13 protein-coding genes and 1 pseudogene are annotated in these 17,610 nt (G+C 67.5%); 5 read left to right on the top strand and 9 right to left on the bottom strand.

The window, feature by feature from the left end:
* Window positions 1-332, bottom strand: a 332-nt coding sequence (locus AB4Z09_RS23770) for a 3-keto-5-aminohexanoate cleavage protein (RefSeq protein ID WP_442239576.1), incomplete at its 3' end; no start/stop codon positions are given.
* A gap of 337 nt (window positions 333-669) precedes the next feature.
* A complete protein-coding gene (locus AB4Z09_RS23765; RefSeq protein WP_174907659.1) occupies window positions 670-1,692 on the bottom strand; it encodes an AraC family transcriptional regulator in 1,023 nt (340 codons plus the stop codon).
* A 315-nt stretch (window positions 1,693-2,007) separates the two neighbouring features.
* Between AB4Z09_RS23765 and AB4Z09_RS23760 the strand changes: the two genes are divergently transcribed.
* Together AB4Z09_RS23760 and AB4Z09_RS23755 are read left to right on the top strand one after the other, a co-directional pair.
* A complete protein-coding gene (locus AB4Z09_RS23760; RefSeq protein WP_174907658.1) occupies window positions 2,008-2,394 on the top strand; it encodes a carboxymuconolactone decarboxylase family protein in 387 nt (128 codons plus the stop codon).
* A gap of 606 nt (window positions 2,395-3,000) precedes the next feature.
* Window positions 3,001-4,738: pseudogene (locus AB4Z09_RS23755) on the top strand (N-acyl-D-amino-acid deacylase family protein).
* A 101-nt stretch (window positions 4,739-4,839) separates the two neighbouring features.
* Here AB4Z09_RS23755 and AB4Z09_RS23750 read toward each other — a convergent pair.
* From AB4Z09_RS23750 to AB4Z09_RS23725, 6 genes are all read right to left on the bottom strand, one after another.
* Complete coding sequence (locus AB4Z09_RS23750; RefSeq protein ID WP_114723864.1) at window positions 4,840-5,301, bottom strand: PPOX class F420-dependent oxidoreductase; 462 nt, start codon at window positions 5,299-5,301, stop codon at window positions 4,840-4,842.
* Between the two features lie 50 nt (window positions 5,302-5,351).
* Window positions 5,352-6,515: an acyl-CoA dehydrogenase family protein gene (locus tag AB4Z09_RS23745; RefSeq protein WP_442240801.1), complete on the bottom strand. Its 1,164-nt coding sequence runs from the start codon at window positions 6,513-6,515 to the stop codon at window positions 5,352-5,354.
* Window position 6,516: 1 nt separating this feature from the next.
* Window positions 6,517-8,415 carry an ABC transporter ATP-binding protein gene (locus AB4Z09_RS23740; protein WP_442240805.1) on the bottom strand — a complete coding sequence of 633 codons (1,899 nt, stop codon included), beginning with the start codon at window positions 8,413-8,415 and terminating at the stop codon, window positions 6,517-6,519.
* Between the two features lie 26 nt (window positions 8,416-8,441).
* Entirely contained in the window at window positions 8,442-10,175 is a 1,734-nt protein-coding gene (locus tag AB4Z09_RS23735; RefSeq protein WP_174907655.1) for an ABC transporter ATP-binding protein, read from the bottom strand.
* A gap of 99 nt (window positions 10,176-10,274) precedes the next feature.
* Window positions 10,275-12,608, bottom strand: a complete 2,334-nt coding sequence (locus AB4Z09_RS23730; RefSeq protein ID WP_174907654.1) for an MMPL family transporter — start codon at window positions 12,606-12,608, stop codon at window positions 10,275-10,277.
* 27 nt (window positions 12,609-12,635) lie between these two features.
* Window positions 12,636-13,244, bottom strand: coding sequence for a TetR/AcrR family transcriptional regulator (locus AB4Z09_RS23725; RefSeq protein WP_174907653.1), 609 nt, complete (start codon window positions 13,242-13,244; stop codon window positions 12,636-12,638).
* 164 nt (window positions 13,245-13,408) lie between these two features.
* Between AB4Z09_RS23725 and AB4Z09_RS23720 the strand changes: the two genes are divergently transcribed.
* Window positions 13,409-14,194, top strand: a complete 786-nt coding sequence (locus AB4Z09_RS23720; protein ID WP_174907652.1) for a class I SAM-dependent methyltransferase — start codon at window positions 13,409-13,411, stop codon at window positions 14,192-14,194.
* Window positions 14,195-14,227: 33 nt separating this feature from the next.
* On the opposite strand, the gene AB4Z09_RS23715 is transcribed toward AB4Z09_RS23720, so the two are convergent.
* A complete protein-coding gene (locus AB4Z09_RS23715) occupies window positions 14,228-15,610 on the bottom strand; it encodes an aminotransferase-like domain-containing protein (RefSeq protein ID WP_174907651.1) in 1,383 nt (460 codons plus the stop codon).
* Between the two features lie 87 nt (window positions 15,611-15,697).
* Here AB4Z09_RS23715 and AB4Z09_RS23710 point away from each other — a divergent pair, with 87 nt between their 5' ends.
* Window positions 15,698-16,924, top strand: a complete 1,227-nt coding sequence (locus tag AB4Z09_RS23710) for a benzoate/H(+) symporter BenE family transporter (RefSeq protein ID WP_174907650.1) — start codon at window positions 15,698-15,700, stop codon at window positions 16,922-16,924.
* 119 nt (window positions 16,925-17,043) lie between these two features.
* Window positions 17,044-17,508, top strand: coding sequence for a GNAT family N-acetyltransferase (locus tag AB4Z09_RS23705; RefSeq protein ID WP_114723856.1), 465 nt, complete (start codon window positions 17,044-17,046; stop codon window positions 17,506-17,508).
* Window positions 17,509-17,610: the final 102 nt, after the last annotated feature.

The following is a 17,610-nucleotide window of genomic DNA, read 5'->3' as shown; positions in this document are numbered from 1 at the left end:
CACTTCGCATCCGCGCCTTCACCTTCCGGCGCGAACGAGATCGAACCACCGACCTGCAGGATCATGTCCGGCACCGCCTCACGCAGGCGACCGAGGAGCTCGTTGAACTTCGACAGCCGCTTGGAGCCCTTACCGTCCTCCTCACGGACATGGATGTGCAGCACCGTCGCGCCGGCCTCGTAGCAGTCCACCGCCTGCTGGACATGCTCGTCCATCGTCAACGGCAGATCCTCCGGGAAGTCCTCCACCGCCCACTCCGGGCCGTACGGCGCGACAGTGATAACCAGCTTCTCCTGGTTCTCCGGGAACAGTGCGTCATCGTGGAAATGCATTGTGGAACTCCGTTCGTGGAAGAGAGGCGCCAGCCGAGAACACGGACTGGGCCACCGCGCGATATGCCGTCACGCCCGATCGGCCATCTGGGCGACACCACACGCGGCTGCGGGGTGATGGCGATCACAGTAGCCCGGAGACGGGGCTCAAACTTGACGGTTTGGGTCGCAACTCTTGACCGATTGGGATCGTTTGTGAATCGGCGCGCGCCACCGCGACTCCCCCTCGGCGAAGTCCACACCGATCGCGCTGATATCCGACAGCTTCGCCCACTGCGAAAAGATCAGTCCGGCGCCGAATGCGTCGCCGGAGCATTAAGCGGGACAGAAGGTTTCATCAGCCGGCAGGCGGCGAGAAGGAGGTGTCCGCTGCGGACGTTTTCGCCCAGGCCCGCGGGCTGACGCCGAATCGCTGCCGGAACCACCTCGAGAAGGCACTCAGCTCCGAGAACCCCAACTCCGCAGCGATCTCGGTGAGGGAGCGGTCTCCGTGCTCGATCGCGAGTCGTGCGTGCTCCTTGCGAACGGAGTCGAGAATCGAGGAGTACGAGTCGCCCGAATGAGCCAGATGGCGGTGCAGCGTGCGCCGATCCATGCCCAAGCTGTGCGCGATACGCGAGACCGAGCAGCTCTCCGTGGGCAAGAGCGTGGCGATCAGGTCGCGGACCTGGAGCGAAACCGAGGCCCCGGTGGCCGGGGCCAGCAGCCCTAGATACTCCTGCGCGAAGGGTCGCAGCATCGGGTTGGACAGTGGGTTCGGCGTGTCGAGATCGCTGGCCGGGATGATGATCCCGTCAATCTCATGCCCGAAGACCACGGTTGGGCCGAACACCTGGTGGTGCATCGCGATATCGGGAGGTGCCTCGTGCGCGAAATAGGTGGCCACCGGACGCCAGCCCTCGGGGAGTAGATCCGCGAGAATTCGGAAGACGGACGCGACCACCAGTTCGAGGGATTGGTGCCCCAGGGTGATTCCCGGGGCGGACTGCGCGTGGAAGGTGGCCAGGCCTCTCGACTCGGTCAGACCAAGGCTGATGGCCTCGTTGTGCAGGTTCATGTGGCGCAGGACGATTCCCAACGCACTGCGGACGTCGGGCTCCTCCCGGGCGACGAGCCCCACCGGACCGAGGTTGGACACCCCGCGGTTGCCTGACATCCTGATGCCGAAATCCGCACGGCCCGACTGCGCCGCGGAGATCTCGAGCAAGTGGTCCACCGACTGCGCCGAGATCCACCCGGTGGTGGCTGCGAAGGCGCCCGGGTCGATCCCCGCGACTCGCATCAGCGGGTGGGGGTTCAAACCCACCGACTCCGCCACCTCGACATAGCCGTTCAGAACGGCACTTCTGAGCATCAGCATCCGGGCTCAGTCTCCCCATTGGTCAAGTTTGGCGACCCGCATCGTCAAGTCCGAGTCCGACGCTCTACGATAGCGTGATCGCCATCACCCCGTAGCCACCTGTGATGTCCCCCGACGATCGCCCACGACCGCGATCATCGAAATCGCCGTCAACGACGCCACCAGCACGGGCCTCGTCACGCGCGAGTGCGGGTGGCCACGGGAACACCGCTGCCCGCCAATGCTCAATCGGTCTGCGCTACTCGAAGATTCGGCCGGCTGCCACCCCTTCGCCGATCACGGCCAACAGAAATCCCGCCAATAGGAGATAACACGATGACTCAAGCGAACAGCGACTTCCCCGTTGTCGAGGGTATGAAGGCCGGCGGCGGCTGGAACGAGCTCTGGGACGGGCTGTACGAAATGGACCCCGAGTGGACCGAGCTGTACATGAAGATGGCGATGCAGCCGTTCCAGAGCGGCGTCATCCCACCGAAGGTGGTGCAATTGCTGTGCATTGCGGTCGATGCGTCGGCGACCCACATGTATGCGCCCGGCACGCGGCGTCATATTCAGGCCGCGTTGGATATGGGAGTGACGCCCGAGGAGATTCTCGAGGTGCTCAAGCTCGCAACGATCGTGGGCATCCACTCCTGCAACCTCGGTGTTCCCATCCTGGTGGAGGAAATGACCGCGCGCCGGCAGAAGCAGTCCGAGGACTGAGCCGGGCCGAAGCCCGAACAGCAGCTCTGTGCGAGCACCGTGATATCGGTGCTCGCACAGAGCTGCTTGGCGTCTATCCGGCGAGCATTTCCGGGTTTGTCCGGGCAGACCCAGGGCCCCCAATACAATCAAGCCTGTGAGTGGTCAGTCGCGTTCCGCTCGAACTGTCGTCACGGCATGGCTGTACGGCGGACCGCAACATGGCGACTCCAAGGACGTTTCGATCCCCCTGCCACCAACAATCACCACCTCCGCGAACGAGGTCTATGCCAGGGTGGGCCCCGAGCTCGACGAATCTGGCCAACCGCTGTCCACGTGGTGCTATCGCTGGGAACCCCACGTCGCGCTCGAAGCACCGCTCGATCGTTAGAGTTCTTCGACAGACGCGCGATGTATCCGGGCATTTCTCTCGTTCTTGGCGGTCACGAACACGTTCTCTCACGTGATGGCCGGACCCCCTGCCGTTTCCGGCGCCGTCGGAGCCTCAACCTCGCCACCCCCGAACAAACAGCCAAAACGCCTCTCGCTGACACCCTGTCGAGTTAACCTGCGGAACGTCAGCACGGTACGGATGGCGCGCAGATTCCCGATCAGCGAGGACTGACTATGAATTTCTCTCTTGTCATCTCGAACGGAACAGTGGTGGACGGGACCGGGGGGTGAGCCCTATGTCGCCGACATCGGTGTCCGCGACGGCCGGATCGCGGCGGTCACGCCCGGCGGCGGCCTCAGCGATGCCGACGCCGACGAGGTCATCGATGCAACCGGCTTGGTGGTGACACCGGGATTCGTCGACATTCATACCCACTACGACGGGCAGGTCACCTGGGATCCGATGCTGACGCCCAGCTGCTGGCACGGCGTCACCACCGCGGTGATGGGCAATTGCGGCGTGGGATTCGCACCCGTCACCGAGGCCAAGCGGGAGTGGCTGATCGGGTTGATGGAGGGCGTCGAGGACATTCCGGGCGCCGCACTGTCGGAGGGCATCAAGTGGGGCTGGGAGTCGTTCCCGCAGTATCTCGACGAGATCGATCGCCTGCCGCTGGCCATCGATGTCGGGACGCACGTACCGCACGGGTCGGTGCGGGCCTACGTCATGGGCGAGCGGGGCGCCCGCAACGAGCCCGCCTCGCCCGAGGACATCGCGCTGATGGCCAAGTTGGTACGCGAAGGCGTCGAGGCCGGGGCGCTGGGTTTCTCGACCTCACGCACCATCGCGCACAAGGCCATCGACGGCGAGCCGGTACCGGGCACCTTCGCCGCGGAGGACGAACTGTTCGCGATCGGGCAGGCGTTGGCCGCCGCGGGCACCGGGGTCTTCGAACTCGCGCCCGCGGGCATCATGGGCGAGGATCTCGCGGCACCCGATCGAGAAATGGACTGGATGCTGCGGCTGGCCGAACTCACCGGGCGGACAGTGTGTTTCGGTCTGATGCAGCACGATGCCGTACCTGACGACTGGAAGCGGTTGCTGGACCTCGCCGCCGGCGCCTACGAGTCCGGCATTCCGCTGCGCCCGCAAGTGCCGGCACGTCCGCTGGGTCTGCTGACCGGGTTGCAGACGTTCAACGCGTTCTCGACCCGGCCCAGCTACCTCGCCGCCGTCGAACGCTCGGCCGGAGACCTCGACGCACTGGTCGCCGCCCTTCGCGACCCCGCGGTCCGACGGGCCGTGCTCGCCGAGTCCGACTCGCCCACCAACAAGATGCCGTACCTCAGCCAACTGGACCGGACGTTCAACCTCGGCAACCCGCCGGAGTACGAGCCGGCACCCGAGGCCAGCCTCGCGCGGGAGGCCGAGCGTGCCGGGCGGGATCCGTTCGACTACGCCTACGACCTGCTGCTCTCGAATTCGGGTCGCGCACTGTTCTTCCGGCCGCTGCTCAACTACTCCGAGTTCACCCACGATGCGATCCGGGAGATGCTGGTGCACCCCGCGACCGCGGTCGGGCTCGGGGACGGCGGCGCGCACGCGGGCGCCATCTGCGACGCGTCCAACACCACGTATCTGCTCACCCATTGGGCGCGCGACCGCACCCGGGGCGCGCAGATTCCGTTGGCGACCGCGGTGAAGAAGATGACGCTGGACACGGCGACCATCTACGGGCTCGGCGATCGCGGCGTCATCGCCGAGGGCAAGAAGGCCGACCTCAACGTCATCGACTTCGAGCGGCTGCAACTGCGGCCGCCGGCCGTGGAACACGACCTGCCCGGCGGGGCGCGGCGGCTGCTGCAACGCGCCGACGGGTACCGGGCCACCATCGTGTCCGGTCAGGTCGTGTTGCGCGACGGCGAGGACACCGGAGCCCGGCCCGGCGCCCTGGTCCGCGGCGCCCGCTGACCGAAACCGCCTCCGCCTCCGCCTCCGCCACATCGACGGACAGTGGCCGACCACTGCCCACGGTCGTGAGGAGCCTCCGGTCTCGGAGACTCCTCGCGGCGTCAGTCGCGGGCGAGGCTCGGCGGGAACCCTCCGGTGGCGATCGGCCCCCAGTTGTCGATGGTGATGCGGATCAGGCTCTTGTTCTGCGCGCGCATCGCTTCGCGGTACTCGTCCCAATCGGGGTGCTCGCCCGAGATACACCGGAAGTACTCGACGAGCGGTTCGAGCGCGTCGGGCATGTCGAGGACCTCGGCCGTGCCGTCGACCTGCACGTAGGCGCCGTTGAACTCGTCGGACAGCACGCACACACTCGCCTGCGGATCACGGCGCAGATTCGCGGCCTTGGCCCGCTGCGGATACGTGGAGACGACGATCCGTCCCTCGGCGTCCAGCCCCGAGGTGACGGGCGAGATCTGCAGTCCCCCAGACTGTTTCCGGGTGACGAGAACGCTGCGATGACGTGAGCGGATGAAGTCGAGCAACTGGTCACGGGTGACGTGTGCGGCGGTTGCGACAGCCATGGTGCGGCCTCCTGGTCGGTGACGGCTCTACGGTGCCAGCCTAAGGTGTCTCAGCGGAACGCGGCGTGCCCGGTGAGGGCCCGACCGATCGAGAGCAGGTGCATCTCGCTGGTGCCCTCGTAGGTGAGCACCGACTCGAGGTTGTTGGCGTGCCGCAGCGGCGAGTACTCGAGCGTGATGCCGTTGGCGCCGAGGATGGTCCGGCACTCGCGCGCGATCGCGATGGCCTCGCGCACGTTGTTGAGCTTGCCGACGCTGATCTGGTCGGGCGTGATGTCGCCGCGGTCCTTTGTCCGGCCCAGCTGGATCGCGAGCAGCATGCCCTTGCCGAGCTCGAGGGTCATGTCGGCGAGCTTCTCCTGCGTGAGCTGGTAGCCGGCGAGGGGGCGGTCGAACACCTCTCGGRTCCCGGCATATTCGATGGCCGTCTCGAGGCTGTCGCGGGCGGCGCCGAGCGCGCCGAACACGATGCCGAACCGGGCCTCGTTGAGGCATGACAGCGGCGCGCCGAGGCTGTGCGCGCCCGGCAGCTGCGCGGACGCCGGCAGCCGGACCCCGTCGAGCACCAGCTCCGACGTCACCGACGCCCGCATCGACAGCTTCCCGTGCACGGTGTTGGCGGTGAATCCCGGTGTGTCCGTGGGGACCAGGAAGCCGCGGACGCCGTCGTCGGTCTGCGCCCATACCGTCGCGACGTCGGCGAGGCTGCCGTTGGTGATCCACATCTTGGTGCCGTCGAGGATCCAGTCGTCGCCGTCGCGGCGGGCTCGGGTCCGCATGCCCGCCGGGTTGGATCCGAAGTCCGGCTCGGTGAGCCCGAAGCAGCCGAGCGCCTCACCGGTCGCCAGCCGCGGCAGCCACTCCTGCTTCTGCTCCTCCGAGCCGTAGCGGTGGATCGAGAACATCGACAGCGAGCCCTGCACCGAGACGAAGCTGCGCAGCCCGCTGTCGCCGGCCTCGAGCTCGAGGCACGCGAGCCCGTAGCTGACGGCGTTGGTGCCGGCGCAGCCGTAGCCCTGCAGGTGCATGCCGAACAGCCCGAGCCCGCCGAGATCGCGGGCGATCTCGCGCGGCAGCGTGCCGGACTCGAACCACTCCGGCAGCTGTGGCCGGAGTCGTTCGTCCACGAGCCGCCGGACCGTCGCCTGGATGTCCCGCTCCTCCTCCGAGAGGAGGGCGTCGATCCCGAAGAGGTCCAGCGGCTTCATGGTCATATCAGTCCACGGCTCCCACGAACTGGCTGTTGTACAGCATGTAGTAGGCGCCGCGCCGTTCCAGCAGTTCGTCGTGGTTGCCCTGCTCGACGATGTGACCGTCCTCCATGACGACGATCAGGTCGGCGTCGCGGATCGTGGACAGCCGGTGCGCGATCACGAAGCTGGTCCGGTCGCTGCGCAGCACCGCGGTGGCCTGCTGGACGAGCAGTTCGGTGCGGGTGTCGACCGAGCTGGTGGCCTCGTCGAGGATCAGGATCGACGGCTGCGCGATGAACGCCCGGGCGATCGTGATCAGCTGCTTCTCGCCGGCACTGACGTTGCTGCCCTCTTCGTCGATGACCGTGTCGTAGCCGTCGGGCAGCATGTGCACGAAGCGGTCCACGTAGCTCATCCGGGCGGCCTCGCGGACCTGCTCGTCGGTGGCGTTGGGGTGACCGTACGCGATGTTGTCGCGGATGGTCCCGCCGAACAGCCACGTGTCCTGCAGGACCATGCCGATCCGCGAGCGCAGATCGTCGCGGGTCATCTGCGAGATGTCGACGCCGTCGAGCGTGATGCGGCCGCCGTCGAGCTCGTAGAACCGCATGATCAGGTTCACCAGCGTGGTCTTGCCGGCGCCCGTCGGCCCGACGATCGCGACCATCTGTCCCGGCTCCGCGGTGAGCGAAAGGCCCTCGATGAGCGGGGTCTCCGCGTCGTAGCCGAACCGGACGTCCTCGAACTCCACGCGGCCTCGGGCCTGCGCCGGGCTGAGCGCGGGATCCGGATCCTCCGACTCCTCGTCCTCGTCGAGGACCGCGAACACGCGCTCGGCGGACGCGATGCCCGACTGCAGCAGGTTCACCATCGAACCGATCTGGGTGAGCGGCTGCGTGAACTGGCGGGAGTACTGGATGAACGCCTGCACGTCGCCGAGGCTCATCGTGCCCGACGCGACCCGCATGCCGCCGATCACGGCGATCGCGACGTAGTTGAGGTTGCCGAGGAACATGATCGCCGGCATCACCATGCCGGAGATGAACTGCGCCTTGAACCCGGACTGGTACAGATGCTCGTTCTTCTCCTGGAACTGGGCCTGGACCTCACGGCCGCGGCCGTAGGCGGTGACCAGTTCGTGGCCGGTGAGGGCCTCCTCGACCTGACCGTTGAGCTCGCCGGTGGTCTTCCACACCGCACCGAAGTGGGGCTTGGACCGCTTCGCGATCTTGGCCGCGACGACCGCGGACAGCGGCACGGTGAGCACCGCGATGAGCGCCAGCAGCGGCGAGATGACGATCATCATCGCCAGGATGCCGATGACGCTGAGCGTGGCGGTCACCAACTGGCTGAGCGTCTGCTGCAGGCTCTGCGAGACGTTGTCGATGTCGTTGGTGACGCGGCTGAGCAGGTCACCTCGCGAGGAGGTGTCGAAGTAGCGCAACGGAAGTCGGTTGATCTTCCGCTCCACCTCGTTGCGCAGATCCCGCACGACGCCCTGCACGATGATGTTCAGCAGGTACGCGGCGAGCCACGACACGAACGCCGACGCGAGGTACAGCGCCAGCACCAGCGCGAGCACCTGGCCGACGGCGGTGAAGTCGATGCCCGCACCGGGCACGACGTCCATGCCCGAGACCATGTCGGCGAACTGGTTCTCGCCGGCGGCGCGGAGTCCGTCGACGGCCTGGTCCTTGGTCAGGCCGTCCGGCAGCTGCCGGCCGATCACACCGTCGAAGATGATGTTCGTGGCGTGGCCCATCAGGCGCGGGCCGATGACCGACAGCACGACGCTGGCCGCGGCCAGGATCAGGACGACCGTGACCGCGGTCCGGTGCGAGCGCAGTCGTCCGAGCAGGCGCTTCATGGATGCGCCGAAGTTCTCCGCCTTCRCGGCGGGGGCCCCGGGTGCGCCGGGCATCGGGGGCGAGGACTGGGTCGCGGTGCTCACAGCGCCTCCTGAACCGAACGCTGGGACTCCACGATCTCGACGTACGTCGAACAGGTCTCGAGAAGTTGCTCGTGCGTGCCGATGCCGACCGTCGCGCCCTCCTCGAGGACGATGATCTGGTCGGCGTCGATGATCGTCGACACACGCTGGGCCACGATGATCACGCAGGCATCCTCGGTTTCGGGCCGCATCGCCGCGCGCAGCCGGGCATCGGTGCTCAGGTCGAGCGCCGAGAACGAATCGTCGAACAGGTACACCGCGGGGCGGCGCACGAGCGCGCGGGCGATCGCGAGACGCTGCCGCTGCCCGCCGGAGACGGTGGTGCCGCCCTGCGAGATCGGCGTGTCGAGGCCCTCGGGCATCGCGCGGACGAAGTCGGCGGCCTGCGCGATCTCGAGCGCGCGCCACAGCTCCTCGTCGGTGGCGTCCGGCTTGCCGTAGCGCAGGTTGGTCGCGACGGTGCCGGAGAACAGGAATGCCTTCTGCGGCACGAGGCCGATCTGCAAACGCAGCAGCTCGGGGTCGAGGTCGCGCACGTCGGTGCCCGACACGGTGACGGCGCCGGAGGTGACGTCGATCAGACGCGGGATCAGGCCGAGCAGCGTGGTCTTGCCGGATCCGGTGCCGCCGATGATCGCGGTGGTCTTGCCGGGTTCGGCGGTGAAGCTGATGCCGCGCAGCACCGGCTCCTCGGCGCCCGGGTACTTGAACTCGGCGTCGCGCAGTTCGACGAGCGCGGGCTGGTCCATGGCGGTGACGGGGTTGACCGGGGCCACCACCGACGGCTCGGTGTCGAGCACCTCGGTGATGCGCTCGGCACACACCGCGGCGCGGGGCGCGAGCATCGCGATCATCGACGCCATCATGACCGCCATCAGGATCTGCATGATGTAGCTGAGCATCGCGGTCAACGAGCCGACACCCATGCTGCCGTTGTCGATCTCGTGGCCGCCGAACCAGATGACGGCGACGCTGGTGAGGTTCGCGATCATCATCACGAGCGGAATCATCAACGCGCTCATCCGGCCGACCTTCAACGCGGTGTTCGTCAGGGCCGAATTGGCCTCGTCGAACCGCTCCGCCTCGGACCGCTCCCGCACGAACGCGCGGACCACGCGGATGCCGGTGATCTGTTCGCGCAGCACGCGGTTCACCGCATCGATCCGCGTCTGCATGGTGCGGAACGCGGGCACCATCTTCGTGATCATCACGATCATCACGAGGGCGAGGAGCGGCACGCTCACCGCGAGGATCCACGACAGTCCGGCGTCCTGCCGGATCGCCATCACGATGCCACCGATGCACATGATCGGTGCCATCACGAGGATGGTGGCGCCGAGCACCACCATCATCTGCACCTGCTGCACGTCGTTGGTGCTGCGGGTGATGAGCGACGGCGCACCGAACCGCCCGAATTCACGGGACGAGAAGGACCGGGCGCGGCTCACGACCGCGCTGCGCACGTCCCGACCGAAGCCCATCGCGGCACGGGCACCGAAGTACACCGACCCGATGGAGCAGATGATCTGAACCACGGTCACGAGCAGCATCTTCGCGCCCGCGGTCATGATGTAGCCGGTGTCGCCGGCGGCCACACCGTTGTCGATCAGGTCGGCGTTGACGCTGGGGAGATACAGCGCAGCGCCGGTGGCGACGAGTTGGAGGAGTATGACGCCGGCAAGGTCGCGCTTGTATGGCCCCAGGTAGGTGCCGAGAAGTCTGATCAGCATGGTGGGCGAAGGTTACCAATCCGAAGGGTGAAAAAGGGAGGGATCGGGCCGGACTGCCGGGACCGATCCCTCCCCGTTCACGAAACTGTCAGGAGGTGGTCAGGAGACGGGCACGTCCTCGCGCTCGCGTCCCTCCTGCGGGAGTGCACGGGCCAACTTCTCGCCCTCGATGTCGACGTTCGGCAGGATCTTGTCGAGCCACTTCGGCAGCCACCACGCCTTGTCGCCGAGCAGCGCCATCACCGACGGGATGACGAGCATGCGGACGACGAAGGCGTCGAAGAACACCGCCGCGGCGAGCGCGAAGCCCATCGACTTGATGAACGAGTTCGGTTCCGCGATGAACGCCGCGAACACGGAGATCATGATGATCGCCGCCGCCGTCACGACGCGGGCACCGTGGTTGAACCCGATCGCGACCGCGTCCTTCGCGGACGCGCCGTGCACGTACTCCTCGCGCATGCGCGTCACCAGGAACACCTGGTAGTCCATCGCGAGGCCGAACACCACACCGATCAGGAAGATCGGCATGAAGCTGACGATGGGCTGCGGGTTGGCGGCCAGTCCGCCCCAGCCCTCCTGGAACACCGCGACGGTGGCACCGAACGTGGCGGCGACGCTGAGCAGGAAACCCAGGGTCGCGGTCAGCGGCACCAGAATCGAACGGAACACCAGCATCAGCAGCACGAACGCGAGTCCGACGACCACCGCGAGGTACGGCACCAGCGCGTCCAGCAGACGCTCGGAGATGTCACCCTCGAGTGCCGTCTGGCCGGTGACGCCGTAGTTGATGCCGATCGAGTCGTGCAGGTCGGACTCGGCCGCGCGGATGTCGGCGACCAGGTCCATCGTCGACGGATCACTCGGGCCGCTGCGCGGGGTCACCAGGATCTGCGCGGTATCGCCCGCCTCGTTGGCGCCGACAACCTGCGCATTGAGCACGTCGGGCTGCTCGGAGATCTTCGCGACGACGTCACCGAACGCCTCACCCGCCGGGACGGTCGCGTCCTGCGCATCCACGACGACCAGCAGGGGTCCGTTCTTGCCGGGCCCGAAGCCCTCGTTCACCAGGTCGTAGGCCTGGCGGGCGCTGGTCGCCGGGTCACCGCTGCCCTCGTTGGGCAGCGCCAGTTCGAGCTTCGCCGCGGGAATCGCGAGCACACCCAGCAATACGACGCCGATGATCACACCGATCGCCGGTCGGCGGACCACCGCACGGCTGTAGCGCTTCGAGAACGTCTTCTTGCCGTCGTCGCCCTCGGCGTCTCGCTGATCCAGACCGGGGACGCGGCCGGCGAACGCCTTGCGCCCGAACAGGCCGAGGATCGCCGGCAGCAGGGTCAGTGCGATGAGGACCGCGATGAACACCGTCGATGCGGCCGCGGCGCCCATGTCGGACAGGAAGGGGATGCCGACGACGCGCAGCGCGACGAGCGCGATGATGACCGTCAGGCCCGCGAACACGACGGCCGAACCGGCGGTGCCGACCGCGCGGCCCGCGGCCTCGGAGCGGTCGTCGGTGAGCTCGAGTTCGTGTTTGAAGCGCGAGACGATGAACAGCGAGTAGTCGATCGCGACGGCCAGGCCGATCATGACCGCGAGCGTCGGGGTCATCGAGCTGAGGTCCATGAAACCGGTCGCGACGGTGATGCCGAGGCTGCCGATCATGATGCCGATGATCGCGGTGATCAGCGGCAGGCCCGCGGCCACCAGCGAGCCGAACGTGATGACGAGGACGATGGCGGCGACGGCGATACCGATCAGCTCGGTGATGCCGCCGGGCATCTCGGCCTCCATCGCGGCGGAGCCGCTGACCTGGACGTCGAGGCCGGCACCCCGACCGATGTCGGCGGCCTCCTTGATCTGGTCGCGCGTCGCCTGGTCCATGTCGCTGTACTCGCCGTCGAACGGGACCTCGACGTAGCCGACGGTGCGATTCTCACTGAGCGGCGACAGTGCCTGGGCGTTCGAGACCGCGACGTCCTCGGGGATGCCCTGGTCCGCGGCGCCGGCCTTGGCCATCTGCGCGAGACCGGCGTCGGCGGTCACCGGGTTGACCAGGGCCCCTGGCGTCCCCGCGGTCGGGTCGGCCTTGGCGGCCGCGCTGACCTTGTCAATGCCGCGGACCTTCGCGAGCACCTCGTCCATCGCGGCCTGGTTCGCCGGGGTATCGAGGGTCTGACCGTCCGGGGCCGCGAACACGTAGCGGGCCGAGAGCGAGTCCATCCCGCTGCCCTGGTCACCGAAGCGCTCGGACATCAGGTCCTGCGCCTGCTGCGCCGGGGTGCCCGGGATGGAGAACGAGTCCTTCGTCGGACCCGACAGCGTCGCGGCACCGACACCCATCAGAACCAGGATGGCCAGCCAGATGGAGAGGACCGTGCCTTTTCGCCGGTAGGCGAATCTGCCGATCCGATAGAGATAGGTGGCCATGGTGGCTCCTTCTTGATCGGGTGGGGTCTAGCGGGCGGGCACGGCGAGGCCTCGCCGCAGTTGGTCGAATGCCGCTCGGACGACTTCTTCGGGGTTCGCGGCGGACGCTCGACCGCTCATCCACAGGTCCATCGATGCCTTGCAGGCTGCACCGACGACCATGTGCAGCAGGTTGGGATACAGATCGGTGGCGCTGTCGGTGCCGGTGCGCTCGGCTATGACGTCGGCGAGCACCGGGGTGACCCGGAGGTGCATCTCGAGTTTCTTCGCCAGCAGCGTGGGGCTGGCGTCGATGAGCTCGGCCAGCGCCTGCATCTCCTCGATGTCGTGCTCCGGATCGGTGACGGCCCGGATCACGACGTGTTCGAGGGAATCGAGGATCGGCTCGGACGCGGGCCGTTCTCGGAGCCAGTCCGCCCACTCGTAGACCGAGGCCTCGAGGTGGTGCAGGACGGCCTCCTCCTTGCTGGAGAAGTAGTTGTGGAACGTGCGCGTGGACACGCCGGCTTCGGAGGCGATCATGTCGGCGGTGACGAGTTCGATGCCCCGACCCTTGGCGAGGCGCGCGGCGGCCTCACTGAGCGCGATGCGCGTCGCCGCCTTCTTCCGGTCCCTCAGACCGAGTGCTTCACTCACCCCTTCGAAGGTACCGAAGTTGCAGAGCTCTGCAATGTTGCAGTCGAGTGCACTTTTGTGGGCTTCGGCACACCCGCACAAGGAGAGTGATCGGGGTCACGTCGCACGCGTTCGCGGCCTACGCTGATCCCACAAACCCGCGCACCTCGGAAACGGCGGCGACGATGCCCGATTGGGACGGCGAACAGTACGCACAGGCGAGCGAACTGCAGCGGACGATGGCGACCCGTGCACTCGACGGACTCGACCTGGATCCACACGGTCGCGTGCTCGACGTCGGCTGCGGCGACGGGTTCGTCACCCGCATGCTCGCGGACCGACTCACCGACGGCTACGCGATCGGCGTCGATGCGTCGCCGCAGATGATCGAGAAGGCCGCGTCGGGCGCGACGGATCCTCGGGTGCGGTTCATGGTCGCGGACGCGCGACGACTGCCGTTCCGGGATCGATTCGACGTCGTGGTGTCCTTCAACGCGCTGCACTGGGTGCCCGAACAGCAGCAGGCGCTGGCGTCGATCGCCGACGCCGCGCGGCCGGGCGCGCGGGTCCTGATCCAGGTGGTGTGCGCGGGTGACCGCGTGAGCCTCGAGACCATCGCGATGGAGGTCGCGGGCACGCCCCGATGGGTGGACCGGTTCGCCGCATTCACGCCACCGTTCGTCCACGTCGAGCCCGATGACTACCCGGAACTCGCGGCGTCCGCGGGCCTGCGCGTAACCGATCTGTCGGTCCACGACGTCACCTGGGACTTCGGCACCCGGGAAGCGTTCGCACAGTGGTGCACCGCCGGCGCCGACGCCTGGACACACCGACTGGACCCCGACGACCGTCCGCGGTTCATCGACGACTGGATGCGCGCCTACGAGGAGGTGTCGGGGCGGCCGGGGCTCTTCCAGTACATGCAGATGCGGGCAGCGCTCACCCCGAGCGCCCGCCCGGCAGGGAGCTGACGGCGGACGTCTTGCCGGTCGTACCGACGACCCTCACCGCTGGAGGATTTCGGAGAGTCGCCTGACGCCTTCGGCGATCTGGGCTTCAGTTGCGGCCCCGTAGGAGAAGCGCAGGAACGGTGCGGGTGGTTCGTCCACGAAGAAGTGACGCCCGTCTCCTATGAGCACCCCGGCCGCGTATGCGGCGGCGCAGACCTCGCGGGTATCTGCGCCCTGGGGAAGCCTGGCCCAGAGGTGAATGCCACCGCGCGGGACGCACGGAATGCGGATGCCGGGCGTCGTGGCACGAATCGCGGAGGCAAGTGCGTCGCGTCGCGTCGCGAGCTCGGCGCGCAGGCGCTTCAGGTGCCGGGGCCACACATTCGAGGTCAGGAGACCGCAGGCGATTTCCTGCACCAGCGGCGCGACGCAGAGGTCGTCGGCGGTGCGCGCGGCCCGGAGCCGCTCGCCTGCCGGACCGCGCGCGATGACCGCGCCGAGCCTGAGGCCTGGGGAGGCAGGCTTCGACAGGGTGAGGATCGACACGACGTGTCCGTGAGGGTCTTCGGTGAAGAGTGGGGGTGGGGCCTGTCCGTCGATGCCGAGATGTCTGGCCCAGTCGTCCTCGATAATGAACGCACCGTGTCGGGCGGCGAGTTCGAGCACCTGCTTCCGGCGCTCCGAACTCAAGACCGCGCCGGTGGGATTCGCGTAGCTCGGCTGGAGGTAGACCACTCGCGCTCGCGTGCGTTCGAGTTCGTCGGCGAGGCGGTCGACCTGGATCCCGTCGGCGTCGGCGGGTACCGACGAGAGGTTGAGGCCTGCGCTCTGCGCAGCGAGGATCGCGCCCGGATAGCTCGGACTCTCGGTGATGACCGCCGACCCGGGCTCGGCGAGTGTGCGCATTGCGAAGACGAGGCCCTGCTGCCCGCCGGAGACCACAAGCACGTCGTTCGGGTCGGCGCGGTATTCGGAGGCGAGGATGCGCCGCAGTTCCGGCGATCCCGCTGGCGGTGTCATCATCCAGGCACGACCGCTCTTTGCCGCACGCGAGCCGATGCGATGCAGTTCCTCGTTCGGCAGTAGTTCGGGGGCAAGGTATCCCCAGGAGAGCGGGATGTGCTCGGGAGTACCGTAGCCGCCCAGACGAGCGGCCCGGTCGGCGTCCACTCTGGCGCGGCCAAGCGCCTGAGACTGCCAGGAAAAGTCCGGTTCCGGAAGTCGTTCGTGGCCCGCCACGAACGTTCCCCGTCCGGGCTCAGCCCGGACCAGCCCGAATGCGCTCAGTTCCGAAAGAGCTGCCGAGATGGTGGCCGCACTTGCCTGGAACTCCACGGAGAGTTCTCGGACGCCCGGCAGCTTCTCCCCCGTACCCATCGTCGCGATCCGCTGGCGGAGGCGTGCCGCAATCTCCGAGGACCTGTTATCATTCGACATGACACTAGTGAATAACGTTACTCTAGTTTCCGCAATATTGTTACGCTATCGGCCGGGCGTGAAGTCAGCAATCTCGGTGGCGCACCGATGAGTCGGGCTTCCTCCGTTCTGCGGGATGTCTCGGTGTCCGCGGTCGTCGCGGGCGTCCTCTCTGCGCTCATCAACTTCGCCGGCCCGTTCCTGATCGTGCTCGAGGCCACCCGCGCGGCAGGTCTGAACGAGGCGCAGACCGCGTCCTGGGTCTGGGCGGTGTCGATCGGCAACGGTGTGTGCAGCATCGCGCTGAGCCTCTTCACCCGTATCCCCGTGATCGTCGCTTGGTCGACACCCGGAGCGGCGCTGCTGATCGCCTCGCTCGGCGGCTTCTCGTTCGCCGAGGCAGTCGGCGCGTTCCTCGTCGCCTCGGTCGCCGCTGCAGTGGTCGGGTACACGGGCTGGTTCGGCTGGATACTCGCCAGGGTGCCCGGCCCGGTGCTGCAGGCGCTGCTCGCCGGGATCCTGCTGCCCTTCGTCGTGACCGCGGCGGGCGCCTTCACGAGCGCGCCGCTGATTGCGGGGAGCATCGTCGTCGCATTCTTTCTCGGCAAGCGCTTCTTCGACCGATACGCAGTGCTCGCCGGACTCGTCGCCGGGATTGCGGTGACCTGGGCGACCGGATCCTTCCGCGAGGTCGCGCCGTCGCTCGAGCTCGGCGGCCCTGTGTTCACGATGCCGGCGTTCACCCCGGCCGCACTCGTGAGCATCGCGCTGCCACTGTTCATCGTCACGATGGCCTCACAGAACGCACCGGGCCTCGCACTGCTCCACTCGCAGGGGTACGAGCCGAACGACCGCCTGGTCGTCGGTGCCATCTCGACGGTTTCGGCGGTCCTCGCGCCCTTCGGCTGCCACGGCATCAACCTCGGCGCGATCACGGCGGCAATCGCGCTCGGCCCCGAGTCGCACCCGGATCGCGCAAAGCGCTACATCGCGGGCCTCTCGGGCGGCCTCACCTACTTGCTGGTCGGCTCGTTCGGGGGCGTGCTTGTGGCCGGGTTCCAGGCGATCCCGACCGAAACGGTTTCGGTACTTGCCGCCGTCGCGCTGCTCGGATCAGCGCTCACCGCACTCGAGGGCGCGATGGGCGGCGATGCCCGCACCGGGATCGCGGCCCTCACCACGCTCGCGGTCACCATGTCGGGCGTCGTGTTCTTCAGCGTCGGTGCCGCGTTCTGGGGCCTCGTCGCGGGCAGCGCCGTGTATCTCCTCCTGGCCCCACGCCGACCACGAACCCGAACAGGCGAATCAGGAAAGGAGAACGCGGTGATCACATGACCGAGGCCCGCGCGCCGCGCATCCCGCATCGAATCTTCAATCCTCGCGGGCAGAGAACGCTCAGACAGTAGGTGGCAGTACAGCTCTGCCGAGACCTTCGAACACCGATAGGAGCCACCATGGCAACGACCACCCTTCCGACGATCCGGCCGCTCGACGCCACCGATGAGAGTCGCTGGCGTGTCCTCTTCCGCGAGTACCGCGAGTTCTACAAGCTGCCCGAATCCGAGGACATCGTCTCCCGCGCATGGGGATGGTTCATGGATCCCCGACACGAATGCAAGGCTCTCGTTGCGGAAGCGGACGGCGAGATCCTCGGGTTCGCACACCATCGCCGGTTCTCCTCGCCCTACACCGGAACCACCGGCCTCTTCCTCGACGACCTGTTCACCGACCCCGCGGCCCGAGGCCGGGGCGTCGGACGTGCACTGATCGGGCGTCTGACCGAGATGGCCACCGCCGAGGGCCGCGCCGTGGTGCAGTGGGTGACCGCCGACGACAACCATCAAGCCCAGGCGCTCTACAACACCCTCGCCACGCGAACGAGCTGGGTTACCTACGAGGCCGAACCCTCCGCGAAGTGAGCACTGCAACATGAACCCGCTGCCGCCAGAGGTCTCTGGGCGGTGGCACGGGGCGGCGGCGGCAAGACGAGTCGATCCATTGACTTGCCCTGGTCCTGTTGA

This window comes from Rhodococcus sp. TAF43 (assembly GCF_052113525.1).
GTDB lineage: Bacteria > Actinomycetota > Actinomycetes > Mycobacteriales > Mycobacteriaceae > Prescottella.
The sequence above is the reverse complement of the archived record's forward strand: the minus strand, read 5'-3'. Positions and strand labels throughout refer to the sequence as shown.